This is a genomic window from Agarivorans sp. TSD2052, assembly GCF_023238625.1.
In the GTDB taxonomy this organism is placed as follows: Bacteria; Pseudomonadota; Gammaproteobacteria; order Enterobacterales; family Celerinatantimonadaceae; genus Agarivorans.
Genome location: NZ_CP096670.1, coordinates 956,525 through 978,289 on the forward strand (window position 1 = coordinate 956,525; position 21,765 = coordinate 978,289).

General features: G+C 44.0%; 16 protein-coding genes. 9 read left to right on the top strand and 7 right to left on the bottom strand.

Annotated elements, in window-relative coordinates; all coding sequences use genetic code 11:
• Positions 1 to 44: 44 nt before the first annotated feature.
• Together M0C34_RS04385 and M0C34_RS04390 are read left to right on the top strand one after the other, a co-directional pair.
• Positions 45 to 1,904, top strand: coding sequence for a polysaccharide lyase family 7 protein (locus M0C34_RS04385; RefSeq protein ID WP_248714439.1), 1,860 nt, complete (start codon positions 45 to 47; stop codon positions 1,902 to 1,904).
• Between the two features lie 391 nt (positions 1,905 to 2,295).
• Complete coding sequence (locus M0C34_RS04390) at positions 2,296 to 2,796, top strand: carbohydrate binding domain-containing protein (protein WP_248714440.1); 501 nt, start codon at positions 2,296 to 2,298, stop codon at positions 2,794 to 2,796.
• A 37-nt stretch (positions 2,797 to 2,833) separates the two neighbouring features.
• On the opposite strand, the gene M0C34_RS04395 is transcribed toward M0C34_RS04390, so the two are convergent.
• Positions 2,834 to 3,109 carry a DUF3634 family protein gene (locus M0C34_RS04395; RefSeq protein ID WP_248714441.1) on the bottom strand — a complete coding sequence of 92 codons (276 nt, stop codon included), beginning with the start codon at positions 3,107 to 3,109 and terminating at the stop codon, positions 2,834 to 2,836.
• A gap of 265 nt (positions 3,110 to 3,374) precedes the next feature.
• Here M0C34_RS04395 and M0C34_RS04400 point away from each other — a divergent pair, with 265 nt between their 5' ends.
• Positions 3,375 to 4,274 (top strand): endonuclease/exonuclease/phosphatase family protein, encoded by a 900-nt coding sequence (locus M0C34_RS04400; protein ID WP_248714442.1) that lies wholly within the window; start codon positions 3,375 to 3,377, stop codon positions 4,272 to 4,274.
• 7 nt (positions 4,275 to 4,281) lie between these two features.
• Here M0C34_RS04400 and M0C34_RS04405 read toward each other — a convergent pair whose 3' ends face one another.
• Entirely contained in the window at positions 4,282 to 5,568 is a 1,287-nt protein-coding gene (locus M0C34_RS04405) for an ABC1 kinase family protein (RefSeq protein WP_371923117.1), read from the bottom strand.
• 303 nt (positions 5,569 to 5,871) lie between these two features.
• On the opposite strand from M0C34_RS04405, the gene M0C34_RS04410 reads away from it, so the two are divergent.
• A complete protein-coding gene (locus M0C34_RS04410) occupies positions 5,872 to 6,528 on the top strand; it encodes a DUF642 domain-containing protein (protein ID WP_248714443.1) in 657 nt (218 codons plus the stop codon).
• A gap of 27 nt (positions 6,529 to 6,555) precedes the next feature.
• Here M0C34_RS04410 and M0C34_RS04415 read toward each other — a convergent pair whose 3' ends face one another.
• The gene (locus M0C34_RS04415; protein WP_248714444.1) at positions 6,556 to 7,509 is read right to left on the bottom strand and encodes a response regulator; all 954 of its coding nucleotides are present in this window, start codon (positions 7,507 to 7,509) and stop codon (positions 6,556 to 6,558) included.
• Positions 7,510 to 7,680: 171 nt separating this feature from the next.
• Between M0C34_RS04415 and M0C34_RS04420 the strand changes: the two genes are divergently transcribed.
• The 3 genes from M0C34_RS04420 (at position 7,681) to M0C34_RS04430 (ending at position 11,537) form a co-directional block, all read left to right on the top strand.
• A complete protein-coding gene (locus M0C34_RS04420; protein ID WP_248714445.1) occupies positions 7,681 to 8,049 on the top strand; it encodes a 5-carboxymethyl-2-hydroxymuconate Delta-isomerase in 369 nt (122 codons plus the stop codon).
• Between the two features lie 198 nt (positions 8,050 to 8,247).
• Positions 8,248 to 9,225 carry a formate dehydrogenase accessory sulfurtransferase FdhD gene (locus M0C34_RS04425; protein WP_248714446.1) on the top strand — a complete coding sequence of 326 codons (978 nt, stop codon included), beginning with the start codon at positions 8,248 to 8,250 and terminating at the stop codon, positions 9,223 to 9,225.
• Positions 9,225 to 11,537, top strand: a complete 2,313-nt coding sequence (locus M0C34_RS04430) for an FdhF/YdeP family oxidoreductase (RefSeq protein ID WP_248714447.1) — start codon at positions 9,225 to 9,227, stop codon at positions 11,535 to 11,537. Before M0C34_RS04425 ends, M0C34_RS04430 begins: the two co-directional genes overlap by 1 nt.
• A gap of 54 nt (positions 11,538 to 11,591) precedes the next feature.
• Here the strand turns inward: M0C34_RS04430 and M0C34_RS04435 are convergent, their stop codons facing one another.
• Both M0C34_RS04435 and M0C34_RS04440 read right to left on the bottom strand, forming a co-directional pair.
• Positions 11,592 to 13,490, bottom strand: coding sequence for a putative bifunctional diguanylate cyclase/phosphodiesterase (locus M0C34_RS04435; protein ID WP_248714448.1), 1,899 nt, complete (start codon positions 13,488 to 13,490; stop codon positions 11,592 to 11,594).
• A 387-nt stretch (positions 13,491 to 13,877) separates the two neighbouring features.
• Positions 13,878 to 15,251 carry a pullulanase-associated domain-containing protein gene (locus tag M0C34_RS04440; RefSeq protein ID WP_248714449.1) on the bottom strand — a complete coding sequence of 458 codons (1,374 nt, stop codon included), beginning with the start codon at positions 15,249 to 15,251 and terminating at the stop codon, positions 13,878 to 13,880.
• A gap of 393 nt (positions 15,252 to 15,644) precedes the next feature.
• On the opposite strand from M0C34_RS04440, the gene M0C34_RS04445 reads away from it, so the two are divergent.
• Entirely contained in the window at positions 15,645 to 17,699 is a 2,055-nt protein-coding gene (locus M0C34_RS04445; protein WP_248714450.1) for a glycoside hydrolase family 16 protein, read from the top strand.
• 440 nt (positions 17,700 to 18,139) lie between these two features.
• Here M0C34_RS04445 and M0C34_RS04450 read toward each other — a convergent pair whose 3' ends face one another.
• Entirely contained in the window at positions 18,140 to 19,729 is a 1,590-nt protein-coding gene (locus tag M0C34_RS04450) for a glycoside hydrolase family 16 protein (RefSeq protein WP_248714451.1), read from the bottom strand.
• Positions 19,730 to 20,260: 531 nt separating this feature from the next.
• Here M0C34_RS04450 and M0C34_RS04455 point away from each other — a divergent pair.
• Positions 20,261 to 21,262, top strand: a complete 1,002-nt coding sequence (locus M0C34_RS04455) for a LacI family DNA-binding transcriptional regulator (RefSeq protein ID WP_248714452.1) — start codon at positions 20,261 to 20,263, stop codon at positions 21,260 to 21,262.
• 67 nt (positions 21,263 to 21,329) lie between these two features.
• Here the strand turns inward: M0C34_RS04455 and M0C34_RS04460 are convergent, their stop codons facing one another.
• Positions 21,330 to 21,755, bottom strand: a complete 426-nt coding sequence (locus M0C34_RS04460; protein ID WP_248714453.1) for a hypothetical protein — start codon at positions 21,753 to 21,755, stop codon at positions 21,330 to 21,332.
• Positions 21,756 to 21,765: the final 10 nt, after the last annotated feature.

Consider the following 21,765-nt stretch of genomic DNA (forward strand, 5'->3'; position numbering starts at 1 on the left):
TTTTATAATCTGCTAGAGACAAACGGACTTAGGCTAAAAGTATAATGACAACAACAATGTACCCAAAGGTATTGGCTTTCCTTATCACTGCGAGTTTATTTGGATGTGGAGGCGGTGGTTCAGATTCATCTTACGACCCGATATGTAATCAAGACTGTGCAGGCCCCGTAGATCCCATAGACCCTATTGACCCGGTCGATCCCGTGTACCCAGAAGATAGCATCCCTTATTCGCTGGAGCGTTATCAAGGGGTTATAGATGCCTCTTCCTTACAGGTATCCGATCCTGAAGGCTCAGCAGGTAATAAAGTTACCATCAGCGAATTAGATGAATACCACGATGAGTATTTTTACATAGATGGAGAAAGCGGCGACCTCACTTTTACCATGCAAGGTTATAGCAACCGTTCTGAATTACGCATTCTCAACAACTTTTCAAGTGCCAGTGAGCAATACCAACAACGCTTGGTGGCTAGCGTATTACCCATTGAACCCGAAAAATCGGTGGCCGCTAGTACTGCGTCTAAAGATGCTTTCACCCTGCTACAAGTTCACAATAAAGGCACTGTGATTAGTGGTGGTACTGATGGCATCATTTCCCACCCCTTATTACGCGTAGTGTGGGAACAATCGCGCAGCGTAGATGGTACTGATTACTCAAGTCATTACTGGGCGGTAGTTAAAACTAATGCTTACGAGTGTGGAGAGGGCAATGAAGATAGCTATTATGGTAAGGATGAATGTGACAATTCTTATCGTTACTTCCCATTGACCCACTATACGGCGGACGCAGCTACTCACTTTGAGATTATTGTTGGTAATAGCGCCTTGGTACTTAAGGTGAACGGTGAAACCAAGCTTAACTACGATATTAGCTATTGGGATGCGCTGCTCAGTTACTTTAAGGCGGGTGTGTATAACCAATTTTACGATGGGGGGAGTGAAGTACAATTTGCTACGCTGCAATACTATGAAAATGAATTTATTGATGAACTTGAGACAAGCTCATGGGATATCGATAGTTGGAAAATCACGATTCCCGCCAGTAAAGATACTTGGTATGGCGAGGGGGGGAGTAGCGCTGCTGAACTAGAGCCTGAGCATTGTGATTCATCTAAGGATGTTCTGAATAATGATTCCAATATATATCATGACCTCGCCGAGCTTGCTTACTTCAATGTCATTGATGGGCGGATGCATTTTAGAGCCAATATGGCTTATGGCACGACAACAGCAAATACCAACTATATTCGCTCGGAGCTACGTGAGTTATTTAATGCTCAAAGCGTAGGCTCGTGTAGTACCAGTTCTAATGCCACAAGTTGGTCAATTGTTGACAGTGACACGAATAGCAAAACGCACCGTCTCAGCGCTACTTTGCGTATTGACGATTACCCGACGATTGACGGTCAAAAGCCCAAAGTCGTGGTTGGGCAGGTGCACGGCTGGGAAGTGAAACAGGCATTGGTTAAGTTGCTTTGGGAAGGCAGTGATACGCCAGTTAGGGTGATCTTGAATCAAGACTTCTACAAAAACAATGAGAAGTGTGGTTCAGAAGAAGATGTCATTGCAGATCCAAACTGTGATGAATGGTCATTTAGTGTCGACATGGGCACTTATCAAGCGGAGCAAGAGTGGTCATACGTGATTCAAGTTGATGAAGCGGGGATTAGTCTAGCAACAGAATATGCCGATGGTTCAAATAAAGTGTCTCGCACCTTGCCTTGGGGTGAAGTGTATTCAGATACCAACGACGGCAGTGTTGTGATCAGTGAACAATGGACCGACCCTGACGTCGCTTATTATTTTAAGGCGGGTATTTACCCTCAGTTCACTGCCGACGAAGATTATGATGGACAGATATTTGACCTTAGTTTTAGCCAACTAAGCATCAGCCACAATTAAGGATTTATTGCCTTAAGGCTGAGTGGATTAGCAACGCGACAATGATCATTGTTGCGTTGTCTGTGCATCGACTAACTATTCATATCGTGTTTCTTTGTATCACCTTCTTACTTATCTTGTTGATCTTCATCACATAAATTGTGGTTTACTTCGCTTTGTTCAGAGTGTCATTGTGATCCTATGATATAAGTACTTTTATAATATAATAAGCTCTTTGGCTGTCTGTTATCGACGTACAAGCAGCCCTGAAAAGAGTAAAGCTTACCGACAGTTTCGATGGTATATAGCGGGGATTCTAGTTAGCGCTATGTCGTTTTGGTTGTTTGTTGGAAGCTGTAAAGCAAGCGGTAGCGGCGGATTGATTATTCGTTTAATGATAAGGATATTAAAAATGCTGAAAGTTTTTTTAGCGATAATTTGCGGTATATCTATATCGGCTGTTAGTTATAGTGCCCAAGCTAAAAGCGTTAAGGTGATTAATCCAGATTTTGAGCAAGGGTGGTATGGATGGAGACATTCCGGTGAATCAGCGATCTCTGATAAAGGTAGAGATGATGAATCATCGGCAAAAATCACTGATATTAATGGCCGTATAGAACAAGACATAACGGTACAGCCAAATACCGACTATACCTTAACCTTGTTTATGAAAGGGTCTGGAAAAGTCGGCGTGACAACGGTGGGGAAAATTGGCGAAAACGAAAAAGTGGTCAATAAATTTCAGACCTTAAAGTTGTTAACTTACACAGAAGATGATTATCACCCTGAATGGGAAAGTATTAGTGTAGATTTTAACAGTGGTGAGAGTGACAAGGTGACCATTTTCGCTATTCACAGAAAAGGTGGCGTAGGACGTTTTGATCGCTTTAGAATTAAACCCATGAATAAGTAACTATATGGCTAGCTTGTAGGGGGGTTTAGATTGGTACTTAGTGACGTTTACGGTTGCCGATATTAATTGGCGTTGGTGTCGGTTTCCAAACATTTCGCAGCCGCTGTAACATGAAATCTGGGATGCTTTTCGAGCATTCTAGATTTATTTGCCTGCCTCGCCGCATACCGTAAATTTTTCCTGTGATGGCTTGGCCACTGCGTTGTACATCTTTTATTTCTTGAATAAAATACTCAGGCACACGGCCCTTTTTTACCTCAACATTGCGACCTTCAACTTTTATTACAAACTCTGCGGTAATCGCTTTTAACATCTATACCTTCTCGGTCGGGTGACCGCGCTGTTGCTTTTATTAAGTCATCTTACAACAAATTTTTGCTTATCTCAGCCATCCTAAAGCGACTAATTGGCTTTAAAGTACTAAGTGAGATCTTGCTTACAAATCGTTTGAAGGCTGAATAATGGGTATATACTTGAAATCACAAGCTGGAACAGACATCTTGGACTTTCTTCGATATAAAAATCAGTTAAACAAACACTTAGCTTAGGACATCATTATCAAACTACTCAGTTTAAATTTGCTTAACTATCTAGCGCCTCCTTTTGCGGCCTATGAGTTTGACAATATTTTAGATGCTCATCAGTGGCAACAAAAACAAGACTGGTTAGCCCGTATGGTTAATCAAGCCCAGCCTGACGTAATGGCGTTTCAAGAGGTTTTTAGTGCTGACGCTTTAGCTGCGCAGTGTAAATCATTAGGTTATCCCCACTTCTTGGCGAGCAGCAGTCAGCTAGATGAAGATAGTTATGTTTACCACAAACCCGGTCAGGCTTTGGCTAGCAAGTATCCATTGCGTACTGCCTCTTTGTTCAATGCCACAATGGCTGATGAGTTTAGCCGCGCGCCACTTATCGCCAAGGTTAAACTACCCGGTTTCGCTTGGGTGCGGATTTATGTGGTTCACCTCAAGTCTAAGCGGCCTATCTTAGATGAGTCTATTGTTGGTCAGCCTTCCGATATTGATGAATATTTGGGCCGTTGGCAGTCTGATAATTTGCGTACCCATGAAATAGCGTTGTTGATGAAAGATATTCTGAGTTGTCGGCGTAGCCAATTGGAGCCGGTGATAATAGCGGGAGATTTTAACGATGACGTATCTCAAGGTGCTTTAGCGCATATCTTTGATGTGCCTCAGCCGCATCATTCAGAGATAGAAAGTTGTTGGCGGATCCACGATGCTTATATCTTAAGTAAACAACAATCGCCCCGCGCTGCCACGCATTATTGGGGCGGGCAGGGCAATATTCTCGACTACATCTTACTGTCTGGAGAGTTTTCTGACGATTATGAGCAGCAGATGGCAGAAGTAGTTAACTATCAGTGCTTTGATAGGCACCTCACCCATGCCGACTATGCAATTGATAGCCAAGCCAGTGATCACGCAGCGGTAATGGTAGAACTGCGAGTCAGAGACTAAGTGACCATTATTGCTGATGGGTTAACAGGTAGGGCGCAAAAAGTTGCTTTAGATTCACCGAAGCCCCTAATTTTGTAGCGAGTAAATACATGCCGCCAATTTTTCGATGAATCAGTAAGATATCAATGGCTGGGGTGTTCCAATAATCTTCTTCATAACTTAAGCGTAAGCTGGCCTCTCGCATTTGCTTGGCTAGCGGCGAACTAGCAAACGGGTATGGCCCATCGAATTGTAGCGGGCTAATGACCAGTTTTAATAGCGTCGCTAAAGTCTCTAGCTGCCTATCGGTGCTTGTCTCATCAATAAAGCCTAGTTGCATAAGTGCTTCAGTATTTAAACTAAAATTACTGTCTAGCGCAGAGCTAATCAGTTTTTGATAGTTTGCTGATATTTGGGGAGCAATCTCTCTGGTGGCGCCAAAGTCCAATAACACGATTTTTTCAGAAGCACTGCAGTAAAGGTAATTTGCAAAATTGGGGTCAGTTTGCATAAGGCCAAATTCAAACAACTCCATCATCAATAGTTTAAATAAGGAGTGCATAACACGATTTTTTAGTGTCTGTGGCGCGTTGCTAAGCTGATCGATAGCCACCCCATCTACATGGCTCATACTCAGAATATTGCTGGTGGTGAGTGATGGGTAAAGCTTAGGTATCGCGAATTCGGGGTGCTGCTCAAGTTGGGCGGTGTATTGCAGTAGAAACTGGGATTCTTTGAGGTAATCGGCTTCGTTATGTAACTGGATTTTTGCTGCTTGGAGGATCTCTTGGTAAGCAAACTGTTTTGGCAGCAAGCCGCTGAGGTTAAGTAGGCTGATCACATTGTCGACATCGCTATCGATGCTACCTTTAACTCCCGGATATTGCACTTTTATGGCTAAACGTTGTTGTGAGTCTAAGTAAGCACTATGTACTTGACCAATAGAAGCCGCAGCGATAGGCGTTAAAGAAAACTGTTTGAACTGTTGTTGCCAGTTATCCCCCCATTCAGCTAACAATACTTGGCTCAATTGACCGATAGGCATAGGGTCGGCTTCGGCCCGAAGTCTGGCTAACAACTCACTGAGTTCTTTAGGGAGCATTTCCCCGGTATCCATCGACATGAGTTGACCGACCTTCATGGCTGCACCACGAAGTTTAGCTAACTGGTCGGCCACTCTTTTTACATTACTGGGAGTGAGCAACATTTGATTGATTTTTGGACGCTTTCCTGCTGCTAGCTGTGACGCTCCTTCCGCCAGCATACCGCCGGCGACTCGAGATGCCAACGAGCCTAAGCTGGTTAAACGAGCCAAGCGGCCGCTAGGTACTTTAGATGGCTTGCTTTTGTTATCGCGATTGATAATTGGAGCCTCCTTGTTGGCACCGGGTGAATCAAGTTAGTAGACACTTATCATTACGCTTACAGCGGTGGTTTCGATCTCCTCCTCAGCGACATTCGCGTTGCTACACCGTATAACAAAGGCAATTCGCTCAAGGACTTAATAGTTATAAAATCAAATAAATCATTATGTTAAATGCTTACCATGAAGTTGGTGTGATGTTTGCTGCCAAGGGTTTATTAAGCACTTAGTTTGCAAAATGCAAGGGAGCATATAATGACGTTACTATTAAGGTTAGTTTGCCTATTTCCATTGTTCGCCAATGCCGGAATCATTAGCAATGGTAGTTTTGAAGATAATAATGTGCGAACCGGTTCATGGAATTTTTTTGCCAGTGAACAAGTCACGGGGTGGCAGGGACATAACATTGAAATATGGGACAGTTTATTTGGTATTGCGGCCACCGATGGTGAACAGTTTATCGAGCTAAACGCCCATTGTTTAGGTAAGGGGCCAAGGGCATGCCAAGCGGGAAACTATTCAATTTTTCAAGACTTCGCCACTGCAGCGGGTCAGCAATATCGCTTTGGTTTTGACTATCGAGCTCGCGCCAATTTAAACGAATCTTTCGAGGTCAGTATTGTGGATGGCCAAGGCAAAAGCCTAGTATCAAGGGTGCTTAACGATCATAACAAAAATGACTGGTTGGCATTCAGCGCAACGTTTGTAGCAAGGGATAACACCAGTAGAATTAGTTTTACATCATTAACCCCAGGATCAACCGGTAACCTGATTGATCACGTCTATGTCGGCGAGGCACCTCAGCTAGCTGCGTTTGCGGTACAAAATGCAAGCGTCAATGAACCAACAAGCTTTGGTTTGTTACTATTGGCTTGGTTAGCTATCGTGTTTGTAAAGCGCCAACGCGCGTAAACGCACGTTGGTTTTATGATTGCCGTGTTATTTCTTTAAGTAGGCTTGTAATATTTGGCCACCGGTTTCGGCATTTAAAGGTTTAAAGATAAAACCTTGCACGCCAAGCTCCTGACACTGATCTACCACGGTGGAATCGGTCACCGATGAGAGCATAACAATGGGAGTATGCTGGTTAAGCTTACGCATCTCTGCTAATGCCTTGTCTCCATTGAGCCTGTTCATGACTACATCCATAAAGACAAAGTCAGGCTGTTCGCAGCTTAATTTTTCAAGCGCAATGTCACCGTCTTCTGCTTCAATCACATTGTTATAGCCTAAACCAGCCAGCAGCTTGATCATGGCCTTACGAATAATAGGGCTATCATCTACTGTCATAATGAGCGCATCCTTTGCTAAAGGGGAGCCTTCTATAGGTGGAGGAATAATGCAGGCTTCGCTATTGGTGATTGCGTCTTGATAAACATCGGCGGTATTGAGTTCACGAACTAACAAATTGAAGTAGTAACGTCCTACGCCTTCAACGTGCACAGGCACGGTGACAATTTGTTGTACGCCCTGTAGGTAGCGGCTCATATCGTTGAGATCTAATGCCACATGTGGGCTGGCGAATTCAAAACCTAAATTGTGTTGTTGTAGCTGATGAGTTGCTCTACCTACAATGGTATTTCCCCATTCTTCTAGGGCGGCAATTAACTCGTCGTTTAACGAGTCACTGATACTGCTTTCACCCACTAAGGACTGCTGTACCGCTTGACCGATAGCGATGGCGGTTTCTTGGTAGTGATGCATCAATACCACACCATCTAGCTGGCCATGCATGTCAGAACAAACAGCGTAACCTTTGAATCGAAAATCCTCGACTTTATCGACAAATGGCTCATCTGCGCGACCTTCTAAGCCCGTCATTGTTTTAAGACTCTGTAACGATTCTTGGATGAACGGGTGAAGAATAATCTTGTGAATGGTTTCTACTGTCATAATTTTCCTTTTAAATAGTGTCGAGGTGAACCATCATTGCTTTTCCAAAAGCAATGGTATTATCCACAAAGCGTTCACCACTTTATGGAAGAAGCATTAACGATACAACCATACTGAGCAAATGTGCGATCTTGAACCGAAAATCACGATTAACCAAACTAAGGAAAGTGTATGCCCCATTGTATAATTGAGTGCCCTGCAGATTTAGCCCGTATAGTCAATTTTGATGTGCTGGTCGAGGCTGTACACGATGCAGCTGAGGCAAGTGGTTTATTTAATAAAGGTGATGTAAAAGCCCGTTTAGTCTTAGCCAATCATTATCGAGTGGGGGGCAAACGAGCGCCTTATGTTCACACCTCTGTGCAGCTGCTTAGTGGGCGCAGTGAACTGCAGAAAAAAGCCCTAGCAGATGCAGTGGCTAAAGCAGTATGTGAGTTACTTCCTCAAGTCGACATGATTTCGGTAGAAGTGCGAGATATTGAGAAGCGCTTTTACAGTAATCGCGCCGCAGTGGCTGATGGGCAATCGGTTGCATCATAGCGATTATGCTAAACATCTCAGTATTTGAGTAAAGATGAAGCGTGATGCAAACCCGATATGATGGGGATTGGAATCAGCATCACAGCGTGGTTAATTGCGCAGTATATTACTGGCCTTGACCTAGGCTTTTGATTAGTCTGGGAGCATGGTAGTTACAGCGGTAAATGCTGTTTTCGTTAATACCAAAGCAGGAGCCTAATGCCCATTCCATTGACGTTACCAAGCGATCATGTACAGACAAAACCGTTGACCTGGTTATCGGCAAACTCTGCGCGTGGCAACACTTCCCCGGCAGAGCCTGTTTCGATAAACGGACATTCTCGATTAGCGGTGTGTAAATTTTCAGCGGCGACCTTAGGTTCTACAGAATTAGACAACGATTCACTGGCAATTGAAGAACCGCTGCAGTTGTCGATTGCTTGGTTCAGCTCGACCTTGCAAGCCTATCAGCAGCGCGAGTTGAGTTTAACCATGCGCACCCCTGGACAAGACTTGGCACTTACTCTCGGCTTTCTGTTTAGCCAAAATATTATTAGTGCCATCTCTGATGTTGATGATATTCAATATCAAGCTGTTGCTGATGATGATTCAATGTTTGCGCACAACCACATAGAGATAAAATTGGCCAAGGGAGTGGAATTAGATTGGAGCCAATTGCAGCGTAATTTTGCCAGTTATTCTAGCTGTGGCTTATGTGGTAAAAGCAGTGTCAAAGCGTTAGCGCTTCGTCATCAAGCAAATATCGATAAAGCGAGTGGTTGGCTTGACGAAAAACGGGTGTACCAACTTCCTAATTTATTAAGGGCTCAACAAGTACTTTATCCAGAAACGGGGGCGGTGCATGGAGCGGGTTTATATTCAGCAGGCCAATGGTTGTCTATAGAAGAGGATATCGGTAGGCACAATGCCGTGGATAAAGTACTTGGGCAGTTGTTGCTAAAAAATATAACAGCGTGTCAGACAGTATTAGTGTTAACTGGCAGAGTCAGTTTTGAATTAATGCAAAAGGCAGTGCAGGCCAGTATCCCAGTAGTGGTCGCGGTGGGCGCGCCTTCAAGCCTTGCTATAGCGGTCGCTAAGCAGTTCGACATAAGCTTAATCGGCTTTACCAAAGCCGAACAATTTAATGTTTATCACGCCCCGTGGCGGATCCGTAACACCAAAAGGAATAGTTAATGAGTCATAAACCTTATACTGGAGCCGCTGGTGGCTGGGGTGCGTTAGCAAGTACCGCTAAACATTTAGTTAAAAGTGAAAATGTTGCCAAGAATGTAAAACGTTTATTGAAAACTAATCAAGACCATGGCTTTGACTGCCCCGGTTGTGCGTGGGGTGAAAAAGGCCAACGGGCTACCTTTCGTTTTTGTGAAAACGGCGCGAAGGCGGTTAATTGGGAAGCGTCATCTAAGCGTGTTAACGCAGATTTTTTCGCCGAGCATTCGGTCAGTTGGTTAGCGAAACAAAGTGACTACTTTCTAGAGTATCAAGGGCGCTTGGCTGAACCCGTCGTCTACAATCAACAAAGCGATCACTATCAAGCCATTTCTTGGGATCAGGCTTTTGCGTTAATTGCTCAGCATTTACATCAGCTCGACAGCCCCAACCAAGCAGAATTCTATACCTCAGGCCGAGCCAGTAACGAAGCGGCATTTTTATACCAATTATTCGCTCGTCGCTTCGGTACCAATAACTTCCCCGATTGTTCGAATATGTGTCATGAAGCCAGTGGCCATGCCTTAATCTCCAGCATTGGTATTGGTAAAGGTACCGTGACTATTGAAGATTTTGAGCTTGCTGATGCAATATTTTTGTTCGGTCAAAACCCCGGCACTAATCACCCTAGAATGTTAGAAACGCTGGCTCATGCTACGCACCGAGGGGCAAAAGTGGTGGCGTTCAACAATTTAAAGGAGCGTGGTTTAGAGCGCTTTGCTAACCCGCAAAAGCCGGTAGAAATGTTGAGTGGAGGCTCTAGTCCTACGACTAGTCATTATTTCACGCCCAAACTGGGTGGCGATATGGCTGCCGTGCGTGGGATGGTAAAGGTGTTATTGTCGAGACATCAGCAAGCCCAGTTACAAGGGCAAGCGGTATTTGATATGGCGTTTATCGACAAACACACCCAAGGCTTAGAGGCTTACCTGGTAGAGGTAGAACAAACACCTTGGCGTAAAATTGTTGAGCAATCAGGTTTAAGCCAAGTGCAAATTGAGGCGGCGGCAGATCTTTATCAACAGTCTGACAGAGTGATCATTGCTTGGGCGATGGGGATTACTCAGCACAAACATTCTGTGGCCACGATCCACGAGATGACCAACCTGCAGTTATTATTTGGGCAAATCGGTAGGCAAGGCGCGGGGGTTTGTCCGGTAAGGGGGCATTCTAATGTTCAAGGTGATCGTACTATGGGAATCAACGAGAAACCTAATGCGGCCTTTTTACAAAGCATTGAACAAGTATTTGGCTTTACGCCGCCACATAAACCGGGGCATAACGTGGTTCAAGCTATTGAAGCCATGTTAAATGGGCGTAGTAAGGTGTTTATTGGTCTCGGGGGGAATCTGGTTGCTGCGGCCCCTGATACCCAATTGAGTGAGCAGGCCTTAGCTAACTGTGAGCTCACGGTTAGTATTGCTACCAAGCTAAATAGAACCCATGTGACTCCGGGAAAACAAGCGCTGATCTTGCCTTGCTTGGGTCGAACTGATGTCGACAGTCAAGTGAGCGGGCCCCAGCAAGTCACCGTGGAAGATTCTTTTTCAATGGTGCATGGCTCCGCGGGAGTTGTAGATGAAAATACAGAGCATATGCGCTCAGAGCCGGCCATTGTGGCGGGCATCGCGCATGCCACCTTAGGACAATCGCCAATAGACTGGTTATCCGTGGTGGACGATTACGCTCGAATTAGAGATTTGATAGAAAAAACGATTCCCGGCTTTCAGCAGTTTAACCAACGTATAGAACAACCAGGTGGATTTTACCTTGGCAACAGTGCCCGCAACCGACAATGGAATACTGCTATTGGCAAAGCCTTAATAACCACGTGCTCTTTACCTGAAGACATTGTCAGCGCTTCGGTAAGAGCATTAACGGATAATCGTATATTTGTGCTGCAAACATTGCGCTCTCATGATCAATATAATACGACTATTTACGGCTTTGAAGACCGTTATCGTGGGATCTATAACGAACGTAAAATTTTGCTGTTAAATCCACAAGATATTAGTGAACTTGGCTTTAATGATGGCGACCTAGTGGATATTGAAACCTTATGGCCAGATGACATTGAGCGTAGAGTATTAGCCTTTAAGTTGGTGAGTTACGATATACCGACGGGTAATGCAGCGGCCTATTTTCCAGAAGCTAATCCTTTGGTGCCACTGGCTAGCAAGGGTGATTATAGTGATACCCCTACGTCTAAGTCTGTGGCGGTTATGATCAGCGCTACGGTCCTAAGTAAGCAGCAGATTACTACTCATCAAGTTTAAGCGCTGCAATAACAGATAATCGTTTATAGCGGCACGCTCAAAGGAGAGCGAGAGTTAAAGCTGTTGGCTTTTTTTATTGGTAACAGGGCAAGCTTCTGCTTGCGCTATGAACTGTTTGGTATGTTCAATACTTAAAGGTTTGGAAAAATAGTAGCCTTGTAAGTAGTCGACACCTAAATCCGTTAATGTATGCATTTGCTCTTTAGTTTCAATGCCTTCGGCCACTACTTCATATTTCAGTGAATCGGCGATATTCATAACGGCATTGATGATTGCGTAGCCATTGGTATCAATGCGGTCAACAAAAGAGCGGTCAATCTTGACAATGTTTACGGCCAGATCTTGCATCAAGGATAATGATGAATAACCCGTACCAAAATCATCGATTGATACCGTAATCCCTTTCTTTTGCAGCGCTCTAATCTGCGTGGATAATAAGGCAGTATCTGAGGTAAATACTGATTCGGTAATCTCAATATGCAGTTGTTCTGCAGGCAGTTGACTCTGTATCAGCGCGGCAGCGACGATATCAATGAAGTCAGAGTCCTCGAGTTGAATCACCGATACGTTGACACATACTGCCAGCTTTTGCTCAGCTGGCCAGCGACTCGCTACCTCGCAGGCTTGTTGCAGCACCCAGGCCCCAATTTGCCTAATTAAACCGTATTGTTCGGCTATGCTAATGAACTCGTCAGGCGGTATAAACTCCTGCTCAAGCTGCCAGCGTAATAGGGCCTCAAAAGCGACAATGCTTTTATCTGACGAACGCAATATAGGCTGAAAGACTAAACTAAACTGTTGCTTATTTATGGCTTGGCTTAGCCCATCCTTGAGTCGCAATTCTCGGTGTATTTGTTTTTCTAGTTGCTCTGAAAATACCCCCACAGAGCAAGGGATTCGTTTTTTTTGTGCATACATAGCGGTATCAGCAAGCCTAATTAAACTATGTTCGTTATCAGCATGCTCGGGATAAAAGGCAATGCCTACGGTTGCTCCCACTGATAGTCGATTGTTTTCGAAAGAATAGGCAGTAGATAAGTTTTCGATGATTTTCTTCGCATAGGTAATGGCGGATGATTGATTGGTGTTGTTTAGCGCGATTAGGAATTCGTCGCCTCCCCAGCGACATAATAGCTTTGGATTGGCGCATTGCTGTTGCAGGCGATCCGCGGTGTTTTTTAATACTTGGTCACCTGTATCGTGGCCAATCGCGTCATTTATTTTTTTAAAACCATCTAAGTCTATAAACAACACTGCGAGTTGCTGATGGGCTTTTTGCGACTGCGTTAGCTCTTGTCTTAAGTGTCTTAAAAAAGCAGTGCGATTAAATAAGTTAGTTAAGGGGTCTAGGTTTGATAATTCATAAATAGTATTGGTGCGTTGTTCTACTTGCTCTTCCATTTGGTGAACCAACACGGCATTTTCATTTTTTAGGAGCATGGCTTGTTCGGTAAATAGGGCGTTTTTCTTAGCTATGACCAGCATAACAATGCTGAACAGTAGACCCAGAATCCCAAGCATTTGTTTGTTGTGCTCACCGGAGAGTAATAGCGCTGTTGAAGGAGGCGCGAGTAAAATAAAGGCATAAAACATGGCGGTATGTTTGTGTCCAGCCAATACCGTTGCGGATCCTCCTGCCATGGCGGAAATGATGATGATATGGGTACTTAAATCAATATCACTAGTAAATTCATTGCTCACAATGAACAGCACATATAACGACCACATTACGGCGGTGATATTAGCGCCGGTGATAAAGCGAGCAATCGCTTTGCGGCCATTGAACAGGGTGTTTTTTTGCTGGCTTGTCCACCACCATAAATCGAGTAGCCTAATCAGCAATAGGCTGGTCATCAATAGCCACCACGCGTGTTTAAATTGTGCTATTTCAGGCGAACTAAAGGCGAACACTAGAAAACTAGAGGCAATAATAGAGATTAAGATCCCTGACAAAGCATTGCCATAAAGCAGGTTAGCGGCATCTCGCTGGATACGGTGCTTTAGTGTATTACTCTCGATGTCTAGATTACCTTATTGGGCTTAAAATGAAGCTGTCACTAGCCATTAGTGGTTAACCTTAGCCTTGACTGAGGCATAGAAGTGTATCGGCCTATGAGCGACGAGCTTTATTGGTTTGGCTCGGTTTTGTTATCTCTGTCATGGTTAAATAATAGACCAGAATAAGTGAATTTCTAGCCTTCGCGCCAATAAGCTAAGGCGAGTAAAGGGCAGAGCGGCGTTAGCCAAAATGATAGATAAGGTTTGAATGGGCAAACCTTATCTACAGCGGTGTTGGACTCGTTGAGCCCAAGCACGAGGAATTAGCCACCTCGTTTTCGATTAAACGGTTTCTTTATGAATACCTATGGATGTTGTGTTGTCTGACCAACTCGATTCTTTTACTTGGCCATGTAACACTTTTCTTAGTTTTGCATTAGCAGTGCTGGCGTAGTTTTTCTCTTGTTCTAGCTCTTGTTGTTTCTTTTTTAGGGCTTCAGTCATTGACAGTTTTAATGTTCGGTAGTGTCGGTTCGTCAGTATAAATAGGCCAATAATTAGGCATATCAAAATGACGACTATTGCTACAAGCGCCCATACAGGTAGTAGCTTTAAGCTGAAGGGCTGCTGTTCAATAGGTTGCTGAACCAACGCTAAAATTTGTGCACTAAGCTTATTCCCTTCTGCGCGTAATTGCTCGCGTTGCTCTACAAGGCTGTCGAGTTGCTGCTGGATTTGTTTATTTCGCTCGGGGCCTGCTGGAGTATTCGTGAGTGTTTTTTTCAGTCCTGCAATTTGCGCTGCCAAGCGGGTAATGTGTTCTTCCAGTTCATTATTGCGGGTTTGTAATCGTTGCTTATCTTCGCTGGTGAATTGCTTATTGATCTGATTACTCAAGTTCTTGTTAGATTGGGTAAGGTTGCTACTGTCTTGCCTAATTTTTTCATTTCGCTCTGCTAGGGCTAAATACTCTTTATGCTTATTGCTCAGCTGGCTATTAAGTTGTCGTGTGGTTTTCTGGGCTGAATTTAAACTAGATTGTAGAGCCGAGATACTATTGGTTCGATTAACCAGTTGTTGTTCCAGCTGTTTTAATTGACCACTGATCAAAGCGTTTGAGGTGTTGGTCGATTTCGCTTTATTGGTGGCTTTAGCGGTGGCTTTTACTGGCTCTTCTGTTTTGGCGGAGCGACTAACTGTAGAGGTTTTGTTAAAGTGAGTTAGCGCCGCTTGAACAATGGCTACCGAAGGTTGGCTGGTATAAATGGCTGGGTCGTTTTCAATCACCCATATTTCTAAGCCTTGTTTATCTTTGACCCACTTCCATTCTTTGACATCGGCATGAAATTTTTGTCCATCGCTTAGCACGTAAGAGAACTGTTTAGCATTGCGCCTAAGTGGGATAGTAAACGTAAGGCCAAAGGCATCGGTAGCGCTAGGGGTTAACAAAGACGTTAAGCTAGTCGCCTGACGAAGCCTGAAATCAGCTTTGGCTGGTGTGTTTTGCGAGGCATTGGTGTCATTACTAGGCCAAATATGTAAACCCCAATTATCCTTCTTATTGCCTAATGGCTTAAAGTGAATGCTCATGGTCGCCGAACTTGAGCGATCGCCTGGATTACATTTTAATGAGCCGCAGTGAGTATTCACATTGGCCGCTTTGCTGATGCCACTTAAGCAGCACAACAATAACAAGTAAATAGAGGTCCTTTTCATACATATTCCCTTTCAATATGATGGCAAAGCCACTCTTGCCTATATATCCAAACAATCAGTCGTCGAAATCGTGTAAACGCTTGAATAAACCTGCACTGGCTTTGAGTTCAATTAATCAATCTGCTTCAAATAGCTAACGTTGTTTTCCGTAACTTATATTTAGTAAGCGCTTTCTAAATTTTTGTTTTATTTAGCGCTGCTTTGTCGATGTATTTGTCAGCCTTAGACACTGGGTTGGAACTTACTTTTAAGCTCTAAGTTGCTGCTGTATGTGAGTTTAATCCCATTTGTGATGACTAGATCAGTAACAATCAACACTAAGGTTTTAAGCCTAAACTACCAATGGTATAAATGAAAGCGCTTTCAAAATAACTGTGACAAGGATGACAAATAATGAGAGTTAAACAACATTTGGTGGTGGCTGCACCATGTCTAGTTTTATTGCTTAATGCTTGTGGCTCAACTAATGCACCCCCAGCGGCAGTGAGTGTCGATGCTACTGATCCCACTGGTCGACCTAGTGCGCTTTGGCAGTTGGTTTGGAGTGATGAATTTAATGCGGCTGACATAGATGTTGCTAAATGGAGCTTTGAAGAGCATTGCTGGGGAGGAGGGAACAATGAACAGCAATGTTATACAAAGAGAAAAGCCAATGCCTTTATTGAAAATGGCGCACTGCATATAGCGGCCAAACGCGGAAACTATAGCGGCGCTTCTTTACCCGGCGGTGATAAACGTGTGAAGAAGACCCTTCCATTTACCTCAGCCAAGCTACACACCAAAGGCAAAGTTGATTGGAAGTACGGACGATTTGAAGTCCGCGCAAAAATGCCGCAAGGGCAGGGCACTTGGTCGACAATTTGGATGCTACCCTCAAACTCGGTTTACGGTAAATGGCCTGCGTCGGGGGAAATTGACATTGTAGAAGCGGTAAATTTAAAAACCAAAACTGACCTGCAAGATGCACCCAGCACCCAACGAGAATCGCGGGTTTATGGTGGGTTACATTACGGCCGAGCTTTCCCCGAAAATGTGCGCTCCGGCCAAGCCTACAGCTTACCTTACGGGAAAAACCCCGCAGACAATTTTCATACCTATGCTATCGAGTGGGAGGAAGGCGAGATCCGCTGGTACGTAGATAATCTGCACTATGCAACACAGCGTCAAGACGAGTGGTACAGCCAATTCAAAGAGAATGGTGTGTTGATTAATGGTAAAGGCGCAGCGCCCTTTGATGAAAATTTCCACTTACTACTTAACTTAGCGGTAGGAGGTTCTTGGGCGGAAAATACCAACGATACAGGAGTCGACAGTTCTGTTTTCCCGCAAAATCTAAGTATTGATTATGTCAGGGTGTATCAATGTTCAGTGGATCGTTCAACGGGTAGGGGCTGTGCCACTATTTCTAATGATGCGGCGTTGGTCGAGGGTTACCTTGCTCCAGAGTTATCGGTAGCCGACCGTAGTTTTGCAACCGGCCCGGTATTTGGGTTATTTGAAGACAGTTTAGACGGTCGTCTTACCGCCAACAGTTATGACCCAGAAAATAATATTATCTATCAAGAGCTTGATGAGCTTGGCCGCGGTAAGGTTGTGAAGATCAGTAAATCAGGTAAGGCGGGCAATGTCTATTTTACCGCGCCACCGACCAATATGAGCCACTGGTTAAAAGGTGGAGAGCTGATATTTGATTTAAACATTCAATCTATGGATAAAAGTGCGGCACTGTTGGTGAAAATGGACAGTGGTTGGCCTGATGCTAGTGACTTTAAGGTAAATTTACCTAAAAAAGGTGAATGGGCCCAGATTAGAGTGAACGTTGCTGATCTCGTGGAAAATGGTAATAGCTTGGTGTCGGGTAAGTTTGTTGATATGACGCAAGTGACAAATTTATTTGTGATAGAACCCACCGGCAAGATGACCTTTAAATTGGATAATATTCGCTTTGAGTACCCTGAAGCCGATATGCCAATCAATTTTGATAAAGTAGAGGCTAATTATCAGTTAGTGGATTTTGGCGGTAATCAAACCGAGATCATTGATGACCCTAAAGGCCAAAAAGGGCGTGTTGCCGCCACCGTTAAGTCAGAAAATGCCGCAATATGGGCCGGTACAACGGTTGGCGGGGTCGATGGTTTTGCCAGTCCCTTGGTGATGACGGGTGATAAACCTACGTTAAGCCTTTGGGTATATTCTTCTGAGGCTGGTGTCCCGGTAAGGCTTAAAATTGCTGATAGCAAAGAAGGACAGCACTTCGCTGAGGTAGAAGTTAAAACACGCAGCGCTAACCAATGGGAGCGGTTGAACTTCGATTTCTCTACAGCGAATCCTAGCCTGAATAGCCGTTGGAACTATAACAAAGTGACAGTGTTTTTTAATTTTGGTGTACGCGGTGAAGATGTCGGACCAAAAGTGTTCTACTGGGATGAGTTGAAGGTAGCACCTTAAATAACAGTAGGCCAGAAACCTGAACTGATGACGCTCTCTTCGAGTTCTAGACATTGATTAACAAAAGCATCTATGGATGCTTTTTTCTTTCCAGCTAGATAGGCTCAGACTCCCTTTGAGGGCGTTTCAACTACAGAGGCCGCCCATTAGCAAAGCTAGTGCCCTGGATGTCTTAGCGAGCAGATAGCGATAGTTCAAACGACTCAGTGCTTAGCGTCCTGTGAACGTAATGACTTGAGCTTGCTTTAGGTCTAGGTCAGTGATGTGTAGCCTTATCAAAGGTATTGATTTAAGGGGGCTGAAACTAACGCTGTGAATCTAGCTTGAAGGGGGGGCGATGGGTTGGAGCGATGGGGAATAGCCTAAAAAAAGGGCTAAGCACTTATCTGCTTAACCCGTATGTAGAGGGGCTGTTCACCCCCTATTTAACACCAAATTCGCTACTTTTCGAAACGAATGTTATCTAGCTTTATTACAGTGTTAGGCGACTGTTCAAATACCAACAAGTTTCTAATTTCTGCGATATTGGCTGCGCCTCCAGCAAAGCGATTACCGCCAGCTAGGATGTCAGCAATACTAATTTTCACTTCACCCCAGCTACCAACAGGAGGTAACTCTACGGTGTAATCACTGGTGTTCGGCCAGCCACTATCCAATTTAACTAGCAGTTCGGCGGCGCTTGCTTGGCTCTCTACTTTCACGTCTAGCACTAAATGGCCGGTCTCTAACCAATGTGTTAAATCGGTCTTTGGCGCGCGGAAATAGATGTTACCAGCCCCATCTTGCTTCGTGACTTGAATAACTTTGCCGCGACCTGCTTCTTCAACTTCCGCGTATTTAACCGCATCAACCGGATTGTAGCTTTCAAAGGCTAGGTTGCTATTTAGGTTATCGGTATAGATATCCAATAGCGGGCCATCGGCATAACTATCATCCGCAGCTAAAATAGCAGGAGGCTCTACACCAGGCACTAACACCGCATCTTCTGACACTGACGCACAACCTTTACCTTTCCAGCGGTCCACTCTACAGCGATATACGCGCACATAGTCAACTGACAAGGCTTGCGGGAACACCGATTCATCAATCCCGTGTTCATTGGCTTTAGCCGCCCAGTTTCCGCCTACCGCTAGGTTTAGAAGTAAGTGAAATTTTTGGTTAAACGGCGCGCCGGGTTCAGTAGCAGTGATTAACTCCCCGTCTTTTTCGTATTGACTATACCAACCATTATCTTTCTGAGTGGCAAAATGAATATTGTCGACATACCAGCGTATCTCGCCTTCTTCCCATTCAATGGCGTAGGTGTGGTAGTCATCGGCTGGGTTAATGCCGTTAGGTAGTTTGGCGCCTTGGCCTGTGTGGGCGTTATCAGGCCACTTTTTACCAAAGTGTAAGGTGCCATGAACTCGGCTTTCAGGTTGACCAATTGAACCTTTTTCATCAGAAGAGGTTTTTAGGTTAACCGCTTCCATAATGTCAATTTCACCCGATGCTGCCCAACCACCATATACCCAATCAGTAGGTAGCATCCAAATGGCTGGCCATGTTCCCTGTCCTTCAGGTAGCTTTGCTCTTACTTCAAAGCGACCGTATTTCCAATCGCCTTTGTTTAAGGTACGTAAACGGGCAGAGGTATAAGGCAAGGTTTTATTTAAACCCTTCTTACCATCAGGGTTGTCTGGCCCAGTAAAGTTACCTCTTTTGGCGACAATGTGCAGTTTACCGTCTTCTACAAACGAGTTTACTTTGCGTTTGGTGTAACACTGTTGCTCGTTATTACCGCCGCCCCAACAGTTCTGTTCCCACCCCCATTTTCTGGTGTCAATCTCGTCACCATCAAATTCATCACTCCAGATGAGTTTCCATGAATCACTTGGCTCTACCGGCTCGGCTGTGAGTACCAATGCTTCTTTTGTAACAACCAGTTGGTGTTCGCCACTATCTGCAGGCGTTGAACCACAACCGCTCATTGTCGCTGTCACTGCTAATGCGGTAATGGTCATCAGCGGTTTTGACCAATTTTTCATCATCTATCTTCCCTATAATGCGAAATCATTTTGTAAGCGCTTTCTTTTATAGCACTTATCAAGGAGTCTTTGAATATTACCGCTTTAATCACGCCAATTGTTGTTAGCATTTGCGATTCAACTCACACCAGTATTGAAACCGTAGGTCAGGATTACGAATTTGTATAGCGTGCTTACGTTATCGTTTTATTCGCTTTAAAATGATTTACCGACGGATTTTTAACCTGTATTTTAGCAAGCGCTTTCTTTGTGAGGGTAGCTATAAGCTAACCATTTTATTAAGTGGAGGGCAGTGACCACGTGGTTTGCGATGTGATATATGGCAAAATGAATTAATGCTAAAAAGCTGTGCTATTATCGCAAAAACAATGTTGGCTTTGTAATAAGATGATTTTTTCGTAAGAAGTCGATTATTGTTAGTATTATAATATTACACAAAAGAGTTGGCGTTCAGAGCATGTGCTAAAGTCAGTGAATGTCTGTCATCTAGGTTTTCGTTCAGTAGAGTTTGATAGAAACAGTAAGGTAAGTGAGTTGATTACAATCAAGGAAGTTTCTGAGTTGGCTAAAGTCTCTCAGGCTACAGTATCAAGAGCTATTAACGGGCATTCCTCAGTTAAAGAAAAGAACCGAGTTAAGGTGTTTGATGCCATTGAGCAACTAGGCTATAAACCTAATACCTTTGCTCAGGCTTTGGCGTCTAATCGTTCGAATAGTATCGGTATGTTAGTGGGAAGCTTAGATGGTCCGTATTTTGGCCCATTGATGTATAACACCGAGAATATTATTCGCGAGCAAAAACTACACCTCATTGTTGCGAGTGGCCAAGAATCGAAAACTAAAGAAGTAGATTCCATCGAGTTTTTGTCCTCAAAAAAAGTGGATGGGCTAATTATTCACGCAGATAAGCTTTCTGATAATGAACTGATTAAGATTACTGAGGATACCCCTGCGTCAATTATCCTTAATCGGAATATCCCAGAGCTCGCCGACCACTGTATTTGGATCGATAACGAGTTAGGCGGCTATTTGGCCACCAAGCATTTAATTGAAAACGGCCATGTTAAAGTGGCCTGTATTACTGGCCAAATGAGCAAAGTGGAAAGCCGTGATCGCTTGCAAGGCTATCGAAATGCCTTAGCTGAGTATGGCATCCCTTATGATACGAACTTAGTGATTGAAGGTCGGTTTGATCACGAAGGTAATCATGAAACTGTTCATAGACTAATGGCAAGAGACAGTGGTTTCACCGCCATTTTCTGTCAAAACGATAACATAGCCTTAGCGGTATACAACGTGGCTAGCGATATGAAGCTGACAGTGGGCGAAGATATTTCAATTGTCGGTTTTGATAACGATACCTATAGCCAACATATCCGCCCTAGGCTGACCACGGTAAGCTTTCCGATTGAAAAAATGAGCAATGATGCCGCCCACGGAGTGATTGCTCTGATGAACGATCAAAAATATCCGATTGCCGGTAGATTAGAGCCAAAGTTGATTGTTCGAGACTCTGTGAAGCCAATCAATCCTTAAAAAATCACCGGTAAAAGAAAAGGCTTAGTTAATAACTAAGCCTTTTTTGTGTCGCGCTAGCGATACGCTAACTTCGCCATAGTTCGGTTTTAAACTGGCTTAACCGAGATTGAATTTCTTCACCTACTAAGATTTTGGGGGAGTTATGCTCATCTGTATCACGGTTTTCTACAATCAATACTTTGGCATCAAGGCTTAAAGTATGGGTGTGATAAACACCTTGTTTGATGGTGTAGATTTTATTCGGAAGCATGTCATAAGCAACAATTTCTGCAATGTCATCATTACTGACTTCAGCGCAGAATAGAATGCACTTGCCTTCTAACAACACAAATACTTCGTCAGTCTCTAAATGACATTGAAAGTTGTCTATTTGCTCTGTTTCTAGCTCGTCGATATAGTTAAGTAGAGCAACCCGCCAGGTCTGAAAATCAACGACGGGAGAGTATCCCGCCGCGTTAAATTCAGACACCTCTAAAAGGTGACTATTCACTATCTTCTCC